A 17,553-nucleotide genomic window follows, 5' to 3' on the forward strand; every position below is an offset into this window, starting at 1 on the left:
GTTATTCACCACCTTCCTTTAGCTTATTATCTATATTAGATGTACTAATAACGTTTATATTACCTTTACTAATAGTAGCCATATTAACTGGTACTAATAATATATCTGTACCTTCTAAGTGCGGTAAGTTTAACTTTTTCCTAGCTTCTGCTAATGTCATCAAACCACCTTTTACAGCTTTATCTAGATATTCTATCTGTTCTTTTGGGCTAGCCTTTAGTAGTTCGCTTGTATTAAACTCAAAGAAATATCCTTCTCTTTTCTCTGCTTCTGTTAATAATAATTTATTAAAGTTCTCTTCTATTAATCTTATATACGGATTTAATGTCTGCTTCAAGAATCTTAATGCTTCTTCTTGAGAATTGTTGTAACTACTAGCACTATCCACTAGGTAACTAAATGGTATATTAAGTAATAGAGCTATCTGCTTTATAGTAAATTCTCTACTCTTAATTAACTCTATATCCGAAGGTTTTAGGTTAAGCTGATGATACATCAGCCCTTCTTCAAGCACTGGAGTTGCATTTTTATCTGACCCAGTATAGAACTTCTTCCATGACTCTTTTAAATTCTCTTTTGCTTCCCTAGATAGCTTACTAGCTGTTGCTAAAAAACCTTTTAGATTAACACCTTCTAATGAGCTAAAAGTAAATTTACTTTCTGCTTTAGCTATATTAATTAACTCTTTCCCTGTTTCAAGTACACCTTTCCCAAAGGGTGAGCCACAATCCTTATTGTCTTTTATTAAGTTAATCATTTCATAATGTTTTGCTACAACAGTCTCACCTTTTAGGTCTGTAAATGTATATATAAAGCCTGTCTCACCATTTGCGTATACTGCTTTCTCTATCGATACAGTATTATTATCTATATATTCTAAAGATAGTATATTACCTGTTCTATCTTTCCTGATATAGATGTAGCTATTCCCTTTTAATATTAAGTTTTTAACTATATTATATTTAAGATTCATCGCAACAGTTGTGTCGTTTGGGCTAGCATTAAGCAAATGATTTCTATAGTCATCAACTTTTACTCTTTCTCCATTTTTATCTCTTTTGTAAAGATAAATAGGTAGTGTCGAAATAGAATTGCCTATTAAATTTATACCACTATTTAGAGCAACTATCTTATTAGCTGTACTTTCATGTACCTTGCTAAATTTAACTGTATCTCCATTTGCAACTGTATCATTCGTTAGGTCAATTTCAACTGTGTTTTCATCTATCTGTCTTGCCTTTTTAAACCATGCCATTGTCTCACATCCTCTCTATATGAATGTTATTCCACCAGTTTCGTAAACTGAGGTTTCTTCTATTTGCTCTATTAAAGCAAAACTATTTAAAAGACTTGCTAACAAGTCTATCTTTCCTTTACTTGCTTTTTTAGCAACCATTGTTAATTGCTGAGCATTTGTAATTTCTCTAGCATTTGCAACATTTAGCACAAATAAATCATTTTTTACATATGCAAACTTTTCGTTTAACACTGATTCCTTCATCAACTTACAAGCTGGATGTAGTGTCATGTAACCTTGTGCTACTTCAGTACAATCAAGACCTTCATTTTCTAACTTTGATACTGTACTAGATGCATTATATTTGTCATATCCTACCGCCCTTACTTTACAACCTAATTTACTCTCTATAGATAAAATAAAGCTTTCTATAAATCCATAGTCTATAATTCCCTTATTTCCACAGCCAAAGCACCATCCTCTTCTTATGTATTCGTTGTAAGGTACTTTCTCTTCTTGTGTCTTAATTTCAATCTTCGATGCGGGTATAAATCCCCAACTTTGAGCTACATATTTATCTAGATAATAATCATATGTAAGTATGCTAACTGCTGTGTTATCTCCACTTAAAGCTAAATCAAAGGACAATACCACATCTTTATTAGTCCAATCATAAGAGTCAATTTCACATTTCTTTAAATCCTTTATATCTATAAATACTTCTTCTTTTTTACCACTTACAAAAATATTTAGATGCTTGGTCTTAAAGTTTGTTGTCTCAGAAGGCATTTCTATTGCTTTCTTTCTCATCTTAAATAGTTCTTCTAGGTTTTCAGGTACATCTATAGCAAGTGGATTTGCTTGATATAAAGCTAAATCATCTGTCCAGTTCTCTGTGTTGTCAGGTTTATATAGCAATGCAAATACTGTATCATCTTCTATAAGACCATCTAGTACTTTTTCGCAGTACTCAACTTCTTCAACCATTGGATTTACCTGTGATTCATAAGCGGTAGATATTAGAACTCCTGTCCTATTCAACATATTCATTTGAGAAGACCTCATTGCTGATATAGGATATCTATTCTTTAATGCTCCTACCTCATCTGCCACAAATACATTAGCTTTTCTACCATCCATTCTATTGACTGAATTAGCTAACGGAACAAACTTACTACTAGTTAGATTGCAAAATATATCTGTATTTCTAATCTTGAATCTTTTAGTTAATGCAGGACTAGATTCTAATAATTTTGCTACTTCTTCTTTAACTATTTTAGATAACTCCCTGTCAGGAGCTACTGAGAAGAACTGAGAATACTTAGGTTCTATTATCATTAATATCAAGAAAATAAGCCCGATAAGCATTGACTTACCCGACTTTCTTGCGATTAATAATACCGATGTTTCATATCTTCTTTTGTTTGTATTATCTTTATACTTCCAACAAAGCATATTAACTAAAAAGAACCATTGAAAACCCACCAATGATTCGTATACTGGTAAACCTGCTCTAAGTCCATCTGCCATATTAATTAATTTTGTTAAATTGGTTATTCGCTCTAATTCATCTTCATCTATAAAATACTTACAATTATTATTTTCTAAATCATCTAAGAATTTTCTACACTGCTTAATAATATACTTACCTTGCCTTATAGAAGTGTTATTGAGCTTGATATTATTATTGACTACATCAAAAGCATATTTGTAAGCTGGATGTTCATAAATGCTCATATAATTACCTCCTATAATATTTATTTCTACTAGGTATTTTATTTATTTAATATAGCTAATAATGGGTCATTTCTATCATCTTCTGCATTTGTATTTATAACACTTAACTTAGCCCTAGATGATGGACTTAAACCTACTTCTACTAGATACTGTTTGTATATAGTGTTATATTGTCTATATACTTTCATCGCAGGATGCTCAACTATATTTTCAGCTCCTCTATCTGAAGTCTTCTTTATAAACATACCTTCCTCTTTTAATACACTATTAGCCTGAGACATTTTAGCATAAGCATCAGCTATAATTGCTACCACTGGTATATCTACATTAGTTAGTATCCCTGAACTATCTAAATCCTTTACTAATTTCTTATACTCTTTCATGCCATCCTTGCACAACCATTTTGGTGCTATATGGACTTTATTAGAACTTCCTCTTAGTCGCTCTTCATTTTCTCTTCTTTGCTGTATTTCTTCTTTAGTTCTATGTCCTGTTGCCAGTGTTATTGGTTTAGTTTTAGCCATTTGTATCACCTACCTTATTCTGTGGGGGTAAAAAAAACCGCTGTGGGAATTTTGTGTAAGCGAAACCCTACCCTGTCTGTACGCCCTCCCATCTCTCCATTTTAAGAAGGGGTATCCCTTTTTATCTTTTTAATTCTAATTTTAAATTTTCAACATAATTTATAATTTCATCTGCTGTCATATTTTCAATGATGTTATGATGTTCTCTACATACAACTATTAGATTATCTATGTCATACATTCTCTCAACATTGTTCTTTACCTTTTCTACATGATGTACTTGTATGTCTGTATAGTTTATTTTTCCTAACTCCATACATACCTCACACATGTAGTTTGCATCCTTAAGTACTTGTTCTCTTACTTTCTTCCATCTGCTAGTATTGTAACAATCATTGTAGACTTTGTATCTATTGTCATTTCTTCTAGCTTGTTGTTTCATTCTTCTATGCTTCTTCTTAGAACCACATTCATACTCTCTATCATGTATCTTCATACAATGTTTACATAATATCTTCGACATTAAATCCCCTACTTATTAGTCTTAATATATAAATCTAAAAGTAACTCTAAATGCCTTACATCTAATCTATACATATCTTCTATAGTTAATTCTTTTCTATCTCTTATAGAGTAATACATCATATGAACTATAGCTCTTAAGTCTTGTTTATTTAACTTATCTCTAAGCTCTGTAATGTTAATATCTAAACTATTGCATACATTAACAAAGACATTTACATCTACTTTCTTAAAGCTATATATACTTTCATTTAATATAAATGCTGTGTTCATAACGCTTCTATGTCCTCGCTTTCTGTATCTAAGTCTAGTAACATATCATATACCTCTGCGTCACTTATTACTCTTATAAGGAGAAATATAATATTATCTAAATCTTCTTCTCTATAAGAAATATTTTCTTTCTGCATCTCTTCTATTAGAAGAGACTTTAATTCTATATTTGCTTTATTTAATTCCATTTATGATATTCCTTCCTTCTCTTCTAATTGTAAGTATCTTAACCAATTACTTTTTATTGCACTCAATCTTTGTGTAGGAGAACATATATGAAAAAAGATAATTGAATATGGCAATATCATTTAATTAAGTGCAATAAAAAATAGACTACAAACTTGTAGTCTCAGTTAAAAATAATTAATTGTAATACATAGGAGAAAGACAAATGTCAATTTATCTTTATATATATATACTCGTAATCATTTTCTTTTTAATTCTATATGTAAACTATTGTAAACAAAAATAATTATAATAATGATTATTCATAGCAAGCAACCTCACTATCAGGCTTCCTACCCACAATACCTTTCTTTGAACATTGACATCTTTGACCCCTTGTAAAGAACCTTGTAACTGAAGTCTTAAAAGGCGGTCTATTACAACTCTTATGGTTCACTGTAAAATTAGTTGAGTCTACTAGTTCAACGAGCTCATAAGTACCGTATGTTGCATCAGTTATCCTTTCACTTAACTCTTCAAAAGTTAGTTTTGGTCTTCCTACTTCTAGAGCTTTACACTCCTCACAATGGTCTCTTCCACCACTAGAGAATGTTGAAGCTCTAGTTAATCTCTTTTCTTTACCACACTTATGAAGTATTACAAGAGGAAGTCTTGACCCTTTATACTCTTCAACAGTCCACTCACCCTCTCCATATTTCTCATCTATTTTCTTTTGAAATTCTTCTTTAGTCATTGCTCTTGCCATTTTAATTACCTCCTTAAGATAATCAATCTACTCACTCATATCAAAACTGATACACAAGAGTTAAAGTGCTAAAACTGTTGGTGTAACTTGTGTTTAGATATTTTTTATTAACAACTTTGTATACAAGTAATAGCAATATATTGAGCTGTTTATTAACTTTAAGACTCTATTAGGTTATCTATTATCTATTTGATTTTATGGTACTGGAAATATAATTCTCCAATCTATATCAGGATTATATAATGCTTCTTCTTCATCTTCTAAATCAGAACACCAAGTTCCAAAGAAATCTTCTACCATACCTTCTGTCATCGTATAATAAATACTAACTGGGTATGGTTGTTTCCTCCTTATATAATCTATTCTATACCAATCCTCATGGTCTATAATCTCAATATTTGCATTATTTACATTATAACGAAAACAACGATTTAAGTATTCCATATCTAACTCTTTAAACTCATCTAAATTATGTAAACAGTTTTTTCTAATATAATTTTCTATTTGCTGACTATTTAATTGAGCTATTTCACATAAAGTACTACAAATATCAACTGTTTTATCATAAGAATAATTATCATAATCCATTATGCCAGTACCCGATGCTGGAAATTTATACGAAAATAATTCTCTATAATCTTTATAACTATTAATTTGATTATATATCTCTTCTCCATAGTTTTTATTTAATTTCATTAAACAATCTTTTATACTGTTAATCGTTTTACTATGATTCATTTCCATAATTGAGTCTTTACCATTCTTCCAACTTATATTAGGCAATGTGAATATGACCGCTCTGCAACAAGTTAGTATTGAATAGTATGATAAATATGGTATACTCATTCTCACATTTTTTTCTATACAGTATTCCAAAGATGACAGCATGACTGTTGCTGATAGAATCATTTTTGTTGCTAAATAATGCCTTACTACCCATTCTGAATTAAGCTCGCTATTCATATTTTTGTTACAAACTTCATTAAATCTTGAATAGACCCATTGCTTATACTTACTTATCTCTTTGTCCTCAAATTTATTCTCTAAATTATAGTACTCAAAACTATCTCCCATAAGTATTCTTACATCCAACTGCGACATTCAGTTACTCCTTTATATAATATTGGTTCTAATTTTTAAACTAATCGCTATTCTAAGCCAAACCTCTCTTTAGTTAACACCTAAATTATTACCTAACTCTGATAGGATATTTTCTACATGCTCCTGTTGCTTCTCAATCATATCTTCAATAACCCCTTGCTTTTCTTCAATCTCTTCCATTCTTTTCTCATCACTAACTGTACAGTCACCTTCATACATTTCTGATTCTGCATATTTGCTATTAATACTAAATACAACTATAGAGATTCATAAATAAATTTGTTGGGGTTACTAAAAATATTCATTAACTCATCTTCAGAAAACCCAATTTCATACAATAAACAGTGTTGCAAAATCTTTTTTAATAATCTGCATATCTCTATTAATTCTATAGTATCTAAACATTTATCTCTTAGTGAAGGGTCATAATGTGTAAGATAATTTCTAGTATTACAAACTTTATAGATAAAGCTTTTTTGTTTATTGGATGATAGATTTAGAATGTAGTTGCATTCTCTAACCAACTCCTTAAGTCTATCTCTTAATGTAGGCTCATTACTGTATGCTAATCTACTTGTTAACCAAGCTCTATGTTCTTCAGGAGCTGACTCTAAAATAGAAGCTATTCTTGATTCATGCTCATCAATGTTCATAGAAATATTTACTCTGCTCAACCTATGATAAGACTCTATTGCTTGAATATAGTTAGAAAACTTGTTATTTAAGTACATATTATTGCTGTATTGGTTTCCAAAATACAAGTCAAAAACATCTTCTAATTTTTTATAAACATTAAACCAATTATTTATGAATAAGTCTATGTTATCCTCTATATCTCTATAATTGTATAACATATATGGAGGTAGTATATGTTCTTTTTTATACTCACTACATTTAAAGTAGACTTTTACACTTTTATTCGGCATATTATCATAATGTACTACCGCATCAATATCTAATGGTTTTATAGGTATTCCAATACCTAAGCTTATAAAGTTTCTCGCATACATATGTAGTTTTTCAAATTGACTATATTCACTTATAACTTCACTAGATATTGTGACATACGTATTTTGATATATACTTGCTTCCTTTTGAACAAAAGACATAGTTGGGTATTTAGTGCGATTATGTATACTTAATTTATATCCATCATCTAAATTAATAGTTTTAAATAGACTATGGTTAAACTTAATACTACATCCATTTTCTTCTATATCTATGTCTATATCCTTTGCCCAAAACCATTCTTCTATATTTGAATAGTTTATAGAAACCTTATTAAATTTAATTTCATCCTTTCTATTGAAGTGTAACCCCTCTATCATTTTATTAGCTATAATGGATGAAGTTTTAAATTGACTATAATCCTGAGTCAAATATGTTGTGTTTGATTTAATACATATATTGTCTATTAATGTAATATTTTCTCCCGATGATGTAACTCCCAGTATAATAGGAGTTTCCCCTTCAAATCCTAAATCACCCATTAAGTCTATCTGACAACCTTTTTGACTATTAAACTCTAATGACCCATGTATTTTATTCTCTTCATTTTCAGGAATCCACCATAATCCTGAACATCTTAATGAATCCATATCAACACCCTCTTTATTTTTACTTATATCTATCTATTATACCAAATTATTCCTTATTATGTCTTGTAATTAGGCGGTAAATCATTGCCTAATTCTGCTTCTGAGGGACAAGCCCTCAGTCTATTGTCTTTTTTTGTTTTCATCGAGAGGTTGTTGTGTTTTTCTTATGTTAGTGGTGTATCTTTTCTCTCATTCATATACTCATACATCTTCGTTACAGGTGGGTGAAAATGTAAGGTAGGGTGGGCGAAAATGTAAGGTAACTTTCAAATTCGCCTTAAAAAACCTACTTTAATAATGTAGGCTCATTAATTGTACTGTTAATTATTTGGTAACTGGCATGTTACTTTATTTATTTAAGTTTTTTATAATTATACTTAAATAAATCTTATATTATTATTTTTTATCCTTTTAAAACCTCTTATTTCCCCGTTATAGGAAAACATCTTTCCCAAGCATTTGCAACCCTTACAAGATTTTTACACTTGACAAATCCGACAAAATATGATACAATATACCTATAAGTCAACATTGGAAATTCATCACATCTTGCTTTGATTCCCAACAATATATTTTTTAACACAAAGGAAACCTTTATCTGATTAAATTTTATACATTAGAAATGAGATACAAAGATTATATGACTATATTTTAAAGGTTTTAGAAGGATTAGAAAAAAAGTTATAAACTTTTTGTCAAAATTGGTCAAAAACTACGACTCTCCCTTGTACTTATAATTGTAGGGGTTAAAAAAGAATTAACATTAATCCCTAGAAAATTTTTAACTATATATAACACTAAGAGTATCAATAAAAAAGAGGTGATTAAATGAATATATTACAACAAGCAAGAAAAAGACAAGGTCTTACTCAAACTCAAATGGCTTTAAAGCTAAACCTAAGCATGAGAGCTATTGCTTCTTATGAGCAGTCAAAAAGACACATAAAAGTCTGTGATTTACTTAAAGTAGCTAAAGCTTACAGTATGAGTGATGATGAAATATTAGCTTATTTAGAGCAAGTAGCTAGATAATAAATGTTTAACTATAAGAAAGTTAAATCTCAAAAGTTGAACATTTAATTTTTTGGTATAGTATTATATATCTAATTATGTATTATACCAAAAAATTATTTGTTCAACTTTTACAAAACAAATTAAAAATATAAAAAGGTAGGTAAAGAAATATGAAAATTCAAAATTTATATCAAGGGCAAGTGTTAAAAAATTATAAAGAACTATGTGCAATATTAGATATTAATGTTGAAGCAGGTAATAGTAAAAAGGCTCAATTAAAAGAATTAGAAAGGTATGTTAGCTACCACAAGGAAGGTAATAAATTTATCATTGATGAAATCCATGAAGTTATTCAAGAAAAAACTAGAAAAGGAAGAAGTGACAAAGGTTCTACAAGAAATGAATATGACACTATTAGAGAACAATTTAAACCTCTTATCTATAGCTTAATTATTAGTAAACCAAACCACACATATACAGGTAGCTTTAATAATTGGATGGAATACTCTAAGATTACAACACAGGCTTGGGGACACATGAACATAAAGTACAATGAAGGTCAAATCACAAATAAAGAATTAAATGATTTCTTCAGAGTCGAAGGTAAAAGTTTAAATCATATGTTCCAAAGTACTCTAGCAAGCATGGAAAATGAAGGTTCTATAGATAAGCATGATGTTAGGATAGCTGTAATAGACAATAGAGACATCATTGAAGAATTTGGTGATGGAAACGGTGAAATACCTTTTAGTAGCTACAAAATTCTAGAAGGTGAAGAAAAAAAAGAAATTGATGATATAGAGGAAGAATTGCTTAAAGAAAAATACGGTGTTAAAAAACTTTCTGACCTAGCATATGGGAATAAAGAGAAAAACATATCTAGAGATTTAGTTAAATTAAAGAAATTTAAAAATGAGTTCAACTCGATTTTGCTAAAGAAATATGGTTATAATATGTGCTTTAAGGCTACTAAAGTTCGTATAAAAGATGAAAACAGAATACAAGAATTTAAAGAGAAATATGGTATTACAGAGGATATGCAAAAAGTTGTAACCACCTGTAAGGATAAAATATATGAAAGCAGATTAAAAAAAGCAATAGATAGATATGAAAAACCAATTACTACTGCAATAGGTTCTTGGTATGAAACAGATGAGTTAATTAGAGAGCTGAAGGATGAAAAAGATATTAAATTATCTAATTGGAACAGCCATTACAAAAAGTATATACACAATAAAAAATAATTCACAAAATCTAAAAATAATTTTCTAAATTTGTTTCAAATTGGAAACGTATACGAGTATATGAATATAAGAAAAATTAAACTACTGGGAGGTTAAGTGAAAAATGAATTTATACTTATTAGAAGAAAAAATTAAGAAAAGTTCTTACACTACAGAAGAACTTGCAAGTATGCTAGATATAAGCAGAACTATGTTTTGGAGATATCGTAAAGGTCAGGCTCAAATGAACTTTGATACTGCTGTTCAACTAGCTAAACTATTAAACATAGAAATAACAGACTTAATTGAAAAGGAGATATAAGATGTTAAAATATGAAGAATTAGAAAAAGAAATTATAGCTCTAAGAGCTGATACCACCAAGAAAGACAAGATGTACCAAATGATACTAGAGATAACTGAAAATGACTTTGTCAATATGGATTTATGCAGAAAGTTAATTAAAAGTAAAGATGTTAACAAAATGAGTACCATTAAGCAGGCACAGTTGTTAACTAAGATTAAAGGTATATTTGGAAGACACTCAGCTGAGTGTGATGGATGCTCTACTCTAGCAAGTTGGATTGAGTACATACAAGATTAATAAAAAATAGTGATAATAGGAGAAAAAAGAAAATGAAAAAAGATAATAGTAATAATGATGTAACCACCACCACGGGCTTAAATAGCCAACATAAAGAAAACGTTATGACAAAAAAAGTTAGTGAAATTAAGGGATTTGAGAAATTCGAGAATTACATAATCTTCTCAGATGGTCGTTTGTTTAATGTTAAAACAAATAGATTCTTACAAGGCTCTAAAACGGAATATATAGACTATTCTCTGTCTAGTGGACATCACAAAAAGTATATATCTGCACATAGATTAGTAGCTTTGGCTTTTGTGGATGGATACTTTGAGGGTGCTGAGGTTGACCATATCGAACCATATCGCATTAGTAAAAATAATGATTATAGAAACTTAAGATGGGTTACTAGAAAAGAAAATAACGATAAGGTTGTACGTCCAAAAACGACAAAAAGACGTTTCGTTATAGCTCAAAAAATCGGCTCTAAAGAAACACCTAGACTGTTTAAGACTATCACTTCTGCTAGCAGGGAGCTAGAAATAAGCTCTACTAGTATCTACAAGTGTTGCTATGGTTTGAGACATACAGCAGGTGGATACAAGTTTTACTTTGCAGAAAGATAAACTTTATAGTTAATTTAGTTTAATTAGAATTGTAGAAAGTTTCCCGACTCCTCTACTCTTCTAATTTTAGACTAGATATAACAAAAAGTCAATACCAAAAAATAATTAAAAATTAGGAGAAGAAAAAATGAAAAATGCAATAAATTTACAACACATAAAAGGATTGAACTCTTTTACAGATGTAATTGAATACTTAATCGAGCAAAGCTATGAGGTTAAAGAGGATAATCAACATGAAAAAAGCTACAATGCAACAGGATGGCAAAAGGCTTATGGTTACTATCTTGTAGCTAAAAAAGTTAAAAAAGAAAATAAAGAAACAGATTTAGATACTCTGTTCTTAAGTGCAGAAAAGAAAGTTAGAGCTATCTTTGCTAGAGAGCTAGAAAGCAATAATGACACAGAAGAATACAATGATATAGCTAGATGTGCAGTTATTGAGATACTACACGATATCTACTCTAATAAGCATAGTAAGTATTCTGTTAACAATATAGAAGACTTTAAAGCTTTATTTAAAGACAAAGAAAGTGTAAATATGCTAGTAGCATCTATATTAGCTACTTTAAACAATAAGTATATAAGTCAAATAAGAGATAATAAAACAACTAATATATCTTACAAGAGAGTTTACAATGAAGATGGTACATACAAGGATGTATATGAAACAATTAATTTAACTACTTTCGATGCTCCTGTTACCACCTGTAATGACAAAGAGATGATAGCTCTAGATTATGCAACCGTTAAAGCTCTTCAATCAGAGAACCTTGATGAAATTAGGAGATACACCACCAGTCTTTCAATAGACGAACCAACTGAAAGAACTGAAGGTATTACAAAGTATCTAGCTAAAAGCATAGACAAGCTTACCAACAAGCAAAAAGCTTATATAAAAAAATATAGTGACCTAGGTCTATCTGAAGAAAGCCTAAAATATGTGATGGAACATTCTGACTTGAAATCAATTGATGAACAACTATATAGCCAATCGAGCAAGAAAAAATATAGAGATAGTATACAAAGAAACTTCATTAAGAAGCACATACATGATGAGAATATAGAAATTAAATTTGATGAAAATGGAAACTTAGTGCATATTTCAAAGAGGTTCAATGAGAAACATGATGCTATAAGCTCTATATTAGCTTGTAAAGACAATAAATCGAAGTTAGACAAGCTAGTATCTTCTCTATCTAGAAATGATTATACAGCCAATCTACTGAGTGATATCATCTACTCTCTTCCTGCTAATGTATACAGACCAATAGTTCAATACATGAACACAAATGAAGTTAGTAACAAGTATGTATATATCACATTTAAAGAAGTCATAAAATCTCTTGAGCAAGCGGGAGGTGCTAGATAGTGATATTACTTATAAAAGATATAAAAAGCTACTTTGCAATAGATAAAGAAGATAAGGCTCTAAGAGTAGAAAAACTTATAGAGCTTTTAGATACACCTCTTGCTACTTACATAGATGAAGATATTGTGTCTCTTCTAACCAATGAGGATGCACAAGCTGATGGTAACTTTATAGATGATATTATAGATAATTATTTAGATGCTATAGAAAACACTCTAGAATACGTTCTAAACAGCCTAGAGAGCTCCAATGAGTATATCGAATATTTAGTCTACGATAGACCAAAAGAGCCTACAGATGACTGGTATGAGCTTATAGATACATCTGTAGATATAGATAAGATAACAATAGAATAACCATGAGTCATGAGTAGGGCAACTCCCCTACTCTATTTTAGTTTTGAGAATGAGATTGAGAAAAAGGAAGGTAAATAATATGGGATTAATTAAAATAGATGAATTAAGAAAATGTACTACAACTAAAGAAGCGATAAATAAGATGTTTGAGATGTGCTATACCACCACCGAGCTGTTGGATAAAGACCCAAGTTGTAAGGAAAAGCAAATATATCCCGCAAAGGTTGAAAGTTTTATGGGAAATAGATATAAGACGTTTGGGTTTTATATGAAACATAAGAAAATTGATATTTACAACCAAGAGACTAGATTTGATAGCTACTTTAAAGCAAGCGAAAATATATACTATAAGCTATTTAATGCAGACATAGAAAAATCTGACATTGAAGAACACTTACAAGAAGGTCGTTTAACTGCTCTACAAGCTCTTTATAACTATTCAGATAAGACTACTAGCTTAGATGGTGTAGGAGACATATCTACAGTAGATAAATTCTGTAATATTCTAGAAGACAAAGATAAAAGTGCAATACTTTATACATACCTATTAAAAGCAGTAAAATCTACAGCTTATAAGAGTTTGTACCAAGAGGGTAGTCGTACTTCTTCTAGTAGAGATTATTATACAAAGAGAGTTACAAAAAATAGTATTAGAAAGGTAGAACGGGTTAATCTTAGATATGTGTTCTTAGATAGTTATACAACAGAAAATGATGAAGACTTAACTAAATATAATATCTTAGATATACATAACCAAAAAGAAGGAAATGAAATAGATGTAGAAGGAATTGTATTTAATGCAATAGATGCAGGCAATGGTACTTTACAGTATATCTTAGACAATAAAGATAGAATCTTTACTAAAAGCCAGTTAGATAAAATAGATAACCTTCTTGCGACTGGTAATTTACAAGTTAGTAATAGACATGGAAAAAGACAAGAAAGAGATATTATAAAAAAAGCATTTGAGAAACTTGGAGATGATAAATACTGTTATATAGAGAACGAACAATTAAGACTTAAGAATATAGACTTTTTAGTTGCAGTAGAAAACATTATTAATGCACCTACTCCACTGGAGCAATTTGAGATTATAAAAGATGTATTGGTTAATAAAGGAGACTTTACTAATACTCTATTTATAGACCTTATATATAGTCAAGATGAAGATATTATTAGAGATTTAGTATATTGCTTAACAGAAGAAGTTGATGAGAGCTGGCTAGAATCTGATGGATTTAATGAAATTATAAATGTTCTTGTAAAAGAATATAACTATCAAGTTAAGAATGCTAAATTGGTATATAAATACAACAAGCAACAAAGAGTTAGTAAAGAAGATAAGATAAAAAACTATATAGAAAAGAACTGTTTCTATGATGATAATAGAGGATATGGATATGTTGCAAAAAGTCCAAAGGGTGGTGCTAATATTCCAAATTTAATTGAGATTACGGACTTTGTTAATAAGATATATCGTGAAGACTTTAATAAAAAACAGATGAAGTCTCTATTGAACACCATTGGTTACAATATAGATATTTACCAAAGAGTTTCTAAAAACACTATTCCTTGTTATAAAATTTTTAGAATAGAAAATTAATTTTTATTTAATTTTTCTTTTTACTACCCACTCACTGCGTTCGCCATTCGTCCCTTCGCTCCTCATTATAGTAGAGCTTGTCCTTTAGCCTTTTCAAGTCTTTAAGGTCAGAAAAACGTTCTATATGAGCTAAGCTTGTACTGAACACTAGTAATTCCAATAGGTCTAGAACCTAAAATCATTATTAAAACTGAGATTCTAACAAATACAATATTTGGAGGTAATTTTTATGTATAATTTTTTGAGTCTAATATTTAGTGCAGTAACAATTATAAGTGCAATAGCTGTACTGTTTAGTACTTGTTTACTAGATGTTGCTAACTGCAAATATAGTAGATTTATAAGATGTGTCCATCTATACAGCAATAAGATATTATTTTATTGTTTATTTATAGGTGGATGTATACACCTTATTTTTTAAGATTATTAATTATAAATATAATATTTAAGGGTATAGAGACTATTTATCTCTATACCCTTTTTCTAGTCTTGACAGCTCATTTTCATCCATATATCATCAAAGTCTTCACTGTATTTCTCAAACTGCTTTATATGCTTAATAGCATCTTTAGTTGATATTTTTATTTTACAATCTTTATCTATTCCTTTTTGTATAGAAGTTCCATATCTATATATAGAGTATCCTATATTCTCCATATCATTAACATATAGTTTTGTATTCTTTGAGTGCATCCTATAAGCATTATCTATTTTAAACCTAACTTCGTTGCACATCATATCTATTTTTTCCAATGAATCTATCTCTCTCCACAGTTTATTCTTATCATCTTTGAAGTATTTACTATACTTCCTAACACTCTTACCAAATTCAAATTCATCTATTACTATTGTATCTTCTACTATCATATGCTTATTCCCCACTTCCTAATATTTTGTCTATTCCATGTTTACCCATTTCTGACAGTACTTTTACTGTTATATCTTTAAATTCATTCCAACCCCATGTTGCACTTTTCTTAGCAATTTCTTGTACCTTCTCCATACCACTCATGGTTTTCTCTAAACCTAATTTAGTTTCTACATACTCTATTCCCCAAGGTGTCATCTTTGTATCATCTAGCCTTGAGCCTATACCCCATCTATTTTTACTATCTGCACTTATTGTAGTACGATTTAAATATGTATCAGTTATTAAACCTTCATTTTCTAGTTTTACAATAGCTATATCAAATGCTTCTTCATCTATTCCTAGCTTTTCGGCTCTCACTTCACTATGTATCTCAGGTATATCTTTTTGGTATTCTGTATATATGGCTATTAATACTTTTTGCTTCGTATCTAGTTTCATCCAATCCCCCCTTCAATTATTAAAGTCATATTCAACTTCATTATACTACATTAAGTACTATACTTCTACATTTAAGGCTATGTTGTAAATATACTAGCTAAACTTTTTATTTATATTTTCATAAATTTGTAATACAATAAATATTAATAAATTTTTATTCTAACTAACCAACTATAAAAAATTAGGAGGTTGGTTATATGCCAGTAAGAAAACGTGGAGATAAATGGTCTTGGTACTTTAATTTAGCCACTGTAGGTGGTAAAAGGCAACGTAAAGAAAAAGGTGGTTATAAAACTAAAAAAGAAGCTGAGCTAGCTCTAATTAAGGCTCAAGAAGAGTATGAAAACTGTGGAAATGTTACAATAGATACCGATATGAGTATGGCAGATTATATGGATTATTTTTTTAAGAATTATAGCAAATTAAATCTAAAGTACTACACTCAAAATGTTCATAAAAATGCCATAGAAGTTCATATAAAGCCATATATGGGTCATTATAGATTGAGGTCTATAACTCCTGCTATACTACAAAACTTTTTTGATGATTTATATAAAAAAGGCTATGCAAAAGAATCTTTAAAGAAAAGTTATGGAGTTTTAAGTAAATCATTTAAAATGGCTGTCTACCCTTATGGATTCTTAAAGCAAAACCCCATGGAACATGTTACTTTAAGAGATTACAGATATGATGATAATAGTGAGATAAAATTCATATCTAAAAATGATTTTAATAGAGTTGCAACTTATTATAAAAATGAAAACCATTACTTTTATATAGTTATAGAAATCGCTTGGCACACTGGTGCTAGACGTGGTGAGATTTTGGCTTTGCGTTGGGATGATATCGATTTAGATAATAAAACAATACACATAAAACACAGTATTACATTTAAAAATGGTGGTGTTTGGGAATTAAATTCTCCCAAAACTAGAACATCTTTTAGAAAAATAGCTATAGGAGATACTCTAGTTAATATTCTTAGAAAGCATAAAACAAAGATGAATAAGTTACATCCTAATACAGATTTCGTATGTATTAAACCTATAACGGGTAAACTTATAAATATATACGATACAAAATATATGAACCTTAGAACTCAGCAAAAATTTGGAATACACTTTGATTTGCATTCTTTAAGACATAGTCATGCTACTATGCTGATAGAAGGTGGTGTTCCTATGAAGGCAGTATCTGAACGTTTGGGTCATAGTAATATCTCTACAACAATGGATATTTATACGCATGTTACAAAAAAATTAGAAAGAGAGTCTATCAATATCTTTGAGTCTATGCTATAATACTTTTAAATTAGGCGACAAAAAGGCGACAATTAATAATAAATATAAATTAGAGAGTTTAATTAACAAAGTAATCTAAGTATTTTTCCCATTAAAGAGCTGGCATTGGTTATTTAATAGTTTATGGAAGCCAGGTATTTAAGTTAGATTTGGTTATGATGGGAGTATTTGTACTTGCATTTTGCGCTTGGATTATGTATGCTATTTTAAATCTTATAGAAAAGTTTTATAATTCTAGAAGATAA

At 29.6% G+C, this 17,553-nt stretch carries 22 protein-coding genes; 10 read left to right on the forward strand and 12 right to left on the reverse strand.

Annotated elements, in window-relative coordinates; genetic code table 11:
- Nucleotide 1 precedes the first annotated feature (1 nt).
- The 10 genes from I4U66_RS11110 to I4U66_RS11155 form a co-directional block, all read right to left on the reverse strand.
- Complete coding sequence (locus I4U66_RS11110) at nucleotides 2–1,255, reverse strand: phage portal protein (RefSeq protein WP_195928935.1); 1,254 nt, start codon at nucleotides 1,253–1,255, stop codon at nucleotides 2–4.
- A 15-nt stretch (nucleotides 1,256–1,270) separates the two neighbouring features.
- The gene (locus I4U66_RS11115; protein ID WP_195928937.1) at nucleotides 1,271–2,974 is read right to left on the reverse strand and encodes a terminase large subunit; all 1,704 of its coding nucleotides are present in this window, start codon (nucleotides 2,972–2,974) and stop codon (nucleotides 1,271–1,273) included.
- A 38-nt stretch (nucleotides 2,975–3,012) separates the two neighbouring features.
- Nucleotides 3,013–3,498, reverse strand: coding sequence for a phage terminase small subunit P27 family (locus I4U66_RS11120; RefSeq protein ID WP_195928939.1), 486 nt, complete (start codon nucleotides 3,496–3,498; stop codon nucleotides 3,013–3,015).
- 121 nt (nucleotides 3,499–3,619) lie between these two features.
- Entirely contained in the window at nucleotides 3,620–4,021 is a 402-nt protein-coding gene (locus tag I4U66_RS11125; RefSeq protein WP_195928941.1) for an HNH endonuclease, read from the reverse strand.
- Nucleotides 4,022–4,029: 8 nt separating this feature from the next.
- A complete protein-coding gene (locus I4U66_RS11130) occupies nucleotides 4,030–4,293 on the reverse strand; it encodes a hypothetical protein (protein ID WP_195928943.1) in 264 nt (87 codons plus the stop codon).
- Complete coding sequence (locus tag I4U66_RS11135) at nucleotides 4,290–4,481, reverse strand: hypothetical protein (protein WP_195928945.1); 192 nt, start codon at nucleotides 4,479–4,481, stop codon at nucleotides 4,290–4,292. The genes I4U66_RS11130 and I4U66_RS11135 overlap by 4 nt, the downstream gene beginning before the upstream one ends.
- Before the next feature lie 296 nt (nucleotides 4,482–4,777).
- Nucleotides 4,778–5,224 (reverse strand): hypothetical protein, encoded by a 447-nt coding sequence (locus tag I4U66_RS11140; RefSeq protein WP_195928947.1) that lies wholly within the window; start codon nucleotides 5,222–5,224, stop codon nucleotides 4,778–4,780.
- A gap of 195 nt (nucleotides 5,225–5,419) precedes the next feature.
- Nucleotides 5,420–6,325 carry a hypothetical protein gene (locus I4U66_RS11145; RefSeq protein ID WP_195928949.1) on the reverse strand — a complete coding sequence of 302 codons (906 nt, stop codon included), beginning with the start codon at nucleotides 6,323–6,325 and terminating at the stop codon, nucleotides 5,420–5,422.
- Between the two features lie 69 nt (nucleotides 6,326–6,394).
- Nucleotides 6,395–6,544 (reverse strand): hypothetical protein, encoded by a 150-nt coding sequence (locus tag I4U66_RS11150; RefSeq protein WP_195928951.1) that lies wholly within the window; start codon nucleotides 6,542–6,544, stop codon nucleotides 6,395–6,397.
- A 38-nt stretch (nucleotides 6,545–6,582) separates the two neighbouring features.
- Entirely contained in the window at nucleotides 6,583–7,923 is a 1,341-nt protein-coding gene (locus tag I4U66_RS11155) for a HEPN domain-containing protein (protein ID WP_195928953.1), read from the reverse strand.
- Between the two features lie 828 nt (nucleotides 7,924–8,751).
- Here I4U66_RS11155 and I4U66_RS11160 point away from each other — a divergent pair.
- The 9 genes from I4U66_RS11160 to I4U66_RS11200 all read left to right on the forward strand — a co-directional run bounded on the left by I4U66_RS11160 (nucleotide 8,752) and on the right by I4U66_RS11200 (nucleotide 15,119).
- Complete coding sequence (locus I4U66_RS11160; protein WP_195928955.1) at nucleotides 8,752–8,955, forward strand: helix-turn-helix domain-containing protein; 204 nt, start codon at nucleotides 8,752–8,754, stop codon at nucleotides 8,953–8,955.
- A 152-nt stretch (nucleotides 8,956–9,107) separates the two neighbouring features.
- Entirely contained in the window at nucleotides 9,108–10,181 is a 1,074-nt protein-coding gene (locus I4U66_RS11165) for a hypothetical protein (RefSeq protein ID WP_195928957.1), read from the forward strand.
- A 103-nt stretch (nucleotides 10,182–10,284) separates the two neighbouring features.
- A complete protein-coding gene (locus I4U66_RS11170) occupies nucleotides 10,285–10,482 on the forward strand; it encodes a helix-turn-helix domain-containing protein (RefSeq protein ID WP_195928959.1) in 198 nt (65 codons plus the stop codon).
- Nucleotide 10,483: 1 nt separating this feature from the next.
- Nucleotides 10,484–10,762: a hypothetical protein gene (locus I4U66_RS11175; protein WP_195928961.1), complete on the forward strand. Its 279-nt coding sequence runs from the start codon at nucleotides 10,484–10,486 to the stop codon at nucleotides 10,760–10,762.
- A 104-nt stretch (nucleotides 10,763–10,866) separates the two neighbouring features.
- Nucleotides 10,867–11,370 carry an HNH endonuclease gene (locus tag I4U66_RS11180; RefSeq protein ID WP_195928963.1) on the forward strand — a complete coding sequence of 168 codons (504 nt, stop codon included), beginning with the start codon at nucleotides 10,867–10,869 and terminating at the stop codon, nucleotides 11,368–11,370.
- 127 nt (nucleotides 11,371–11,497) lie between these two features.
- The gene (locus I4U66_RS11185) at nucleotides 11,498–12,739 is read left to right on the forward strand and encodes a hypothetical protein (RefSeq protein ID WP_195928965.1); all 1,242 of its coding nucleotides are present in this window, start codon (nucleotides 11,498–11,500) and stop codon (nucleotides 12,737–12,739) included.
- The gene (locus tag I4U66_RS11190; RefSeq protein WP_195928967.1) at nucleotides 12,739–13,095 is read left to right on the forward strand and encodes a hypothetical protein; all 357 of its coding nucleotides are present in this window, start codon (nucleotides 12,739–12,741) and stop codon (nucleotides 13,093–13,095) included. Before I4U66_RS11185 ends, I4U66_RS11190 begins: the two co-directional genes overlap by 1 nt.
- 79 nt (nucleotides 13,096–13,174) lie before the next feature.
- Nucleotides 13,175–14,698, forward strand: coding sequence for a hypothetical protein (locus I4U66_RS11195; RefSeq protein ID WP_195928969.1), 1,524 nt, complete (start codon nucleotides 13,175–13,177; stop codon nucleotides 14,696–14,698).
- 229 nt (nucleotides 14,699–14,927) lie between these two features.
- Nucleotides 14,928–15,119 carry a hypothetical protein gene (locus tag I4U66_RS11200; protein WP_195928971.1) on the forward strand — a complete coding sequence of 64 codons (192 nt, stop codon included), beginning with the start codon at nucleotides 14,928–14,930 and terminating at the stop codon, nucleotides 15,117–15,119.
- A gap of 62 nt (nucleotides 15,120–15,181) precedes the next feature.
- Here the strand turns inward: I4U66_RS11200 and I4U66_RS11205 are convergent, their stop codons facing one another.
- Entirely contained in the window at nucleotides 15,182–15,565 is a 384-nt protein-coding gene (locus tag I4U66_RS11205; RefSeq protein WP_195928973.1) for a hypothetical protein, read from the reverse strand.
- Between the two features lie 4 nt (nucleotides 15,566–15,569).
- Nucleotides 15,570–16,007 (reverse strand): YjcQ family protein, encoded by a 438-nt coding sequence (locus I4U66_RS11210; RefSeq protein ID WP_195928975.1) that lies wholly within the window; start codon nucleotides 16,005–16,007, stop codon nucleotides 15,570–15,572.
- Between the two features lie 197 nt (nucleotides 16,008–16,204).
- On the opposite strand from I4U66_RS11210, the gene I4U66_RS11215 reads away from it, so the two are divergent.
- Nucleotides 16,205–17,308 (forward strand): site-specific integrase, encoded by a 1,104-nt coding sequence (locus I4U66_RS11215; protein ID WP_195928977.1) that lies wholly within the window; start codon nucleotides 16,205–16,207, stop codon nucleotides 17,306–17,308.
- The last annotated feature ends 245 nt before the right edge of the window (nucleotides 17,309–17,553 follow it).

The organism is Romboutsia sp. D33t1_170424_H2 (assembly GCF_015669105.1).
In the GTDB taxonomy this organism is placed as follows: Bacteria; Bacillota; Clostridia; order Peptostreptococcales; family Peptostreptococcaceae; genus Romboutsia_C; species Romboutsia_C hominis.

What these genes read in the sequence shown, in the direction of transcription:
- I4U66_RS11110 (WP_195928935.1), bottom strand. Translation starts at nt 1,255, where the DNA reads ATGGCATGGTTTAAAAAGGCAAGACAGATAGATGAAAACACAGTTGAA.
- I4U66_RS11115 (WP_195928937.1), bottom strand. Translation starts at nt 2,974, where the DNA reads ATGAGCATTTATGAACATCCAGCTTACAAATATGCTTTTGATGTAGTC.
- I4U66_RS11120 (WP_195928939.1), bottom strand. Translation starts at nt 3,498, where the DNA reads ATGGCTAAAACTAAACCAATAACACTGGCAACAGGACATAGAACTAAA.
- I4U66_RS11125 (WP_195928941.1), bottom strand. Translation starts at nt 4,021, where the DNA reads ATGTCGAAGATATTATGTAAACATTGTATGAAGATACATGATAGAGAG.
- I4U66_RS11130 (WP_195928943.1), bottom strand. Translation starts at nt 4,293, where the DNA reads ATGAACACAGCATTTATATTAAATGAAAGTATATATAGCTTTAAGAAA.
- I4U66_RS11135 (WP_195928945.1), bottom strand. Translation starts at nt 4,481, where the DNA reads ATGGAATTAAATAAAGCAAATATAGAATTAAAGTCTCTTCTAATAGAA.
- I4U66_RS11140 (WP_195928947.1), bottom strand. Translation starts at nt 5,224, where the DNA reads ATGGCAAGAGCAATGACTAAAGAAGAATTTCAAAAGAAAATAGATGAG.
- I4U66_RS11145 (WP_195928949.1), bottom strand. Translation starts at nt 6,325, where the DNA reads ATGTCGCAGTTGGATGTAAGAATACTTATGGGAGATAGTTTTGAGTAC.
- I4U66_RS11150 (WP_195928951.1), bottom strand. Translation starts at nt 6,544, where the DNA reads ATGTATGAAGGTGACTGTACAGTTAGTGATGAGAAAAGAATGGAAGAG.
- I4U66_RS11155 (WP_195928953.1), bottom strand. Translation starts at nt 7,923, where the DNA reads ATGGATTCATTAAGATGTTCAGGATTATGGTGGATTCCTGAAAATGAA.
- I4U66_RS11160 (WP_195928955.1), top strand. Translation starts at nt 8,752, where the DNA reads ATGAATATATTACAACAAGCAAGAAAAAGACAAGGTCTTACTCAAACT.
- I4U66_RS11165 (WP_195928957.1), top strand. Translation starts at nt 9,108, where the DNA reads ATGAAAATTCAAAATTTATATCAAGGGCAAGTGTTAAAAAATTATAAA.
- I4U66_RS11170 (WP_195928959.1), top strand. Translation starts at nt 10,285, where the DNA reads ATGAATTTATACTTATTAGAAGAAAAAATTAAGAAAAGTTCTTACACT.
- I4U66_RS11175 (WP_195928961.1), top strand. Translation starts at nt 10,484, where the DNA reads ATGTTAAAATATGAAGAATTAGAAAAAGAAATTATAGCTCTAAGAGCT.
- I4U66_RS11180 (WP_195928963.1), top strand. Translation starts at nt 10,867, where the DNA reads ATGACAAAAAAAGTTAGTGAAATTAAGGGATTTGAGAAATTCGAGAAT.
- I4U66_RS11185 (WP_195928965.1), top strand. Translation starts at nt 11,498, where the DNA reads ATGAAAAATGCAATAAATTTACAACACATAAAAGGATTGAACTCTTTT.
- I4U66_RS11195 (WP_195928969.1), top strand. Translation starts at nt 13,175, where the DNA reads ATGGGATTAATTAAAATAGATGAATTAAGAAAATGTACTACAACTAAA.
- I4U66_RS11200 (WP_195928971.1), top strand. Translation starts at nt 14,928, where the DNA reads ATGTATAATTTTTTGAGTCTAATATTTAGTGCAGTAACAATTATAAGT.
- I4U66_RS11205 (WP_195928973.1), bottom strand. Translation starts at nt 15,565, where the DNA reads ATGATAGTAGAAGATACAATAGTAATAGATGAATTTGAATTTGGTAAG.
- I4U66_RS11210 (WP_195928975.1), bottom strand. Translation starts at nt 16,007, where the DNA reads ATGAAACTAGATACGAAGCAAAAAGTATTAATAGCCATATATACAGAA.
- I4U66_RS11215 (WP_195928977.1), top strand. Translation starts at nt 16,205, where the DNA reads ATGCCAGTAAGAAAACGTGGAGATAAATGGTCTTGGTACTTTAATTTA.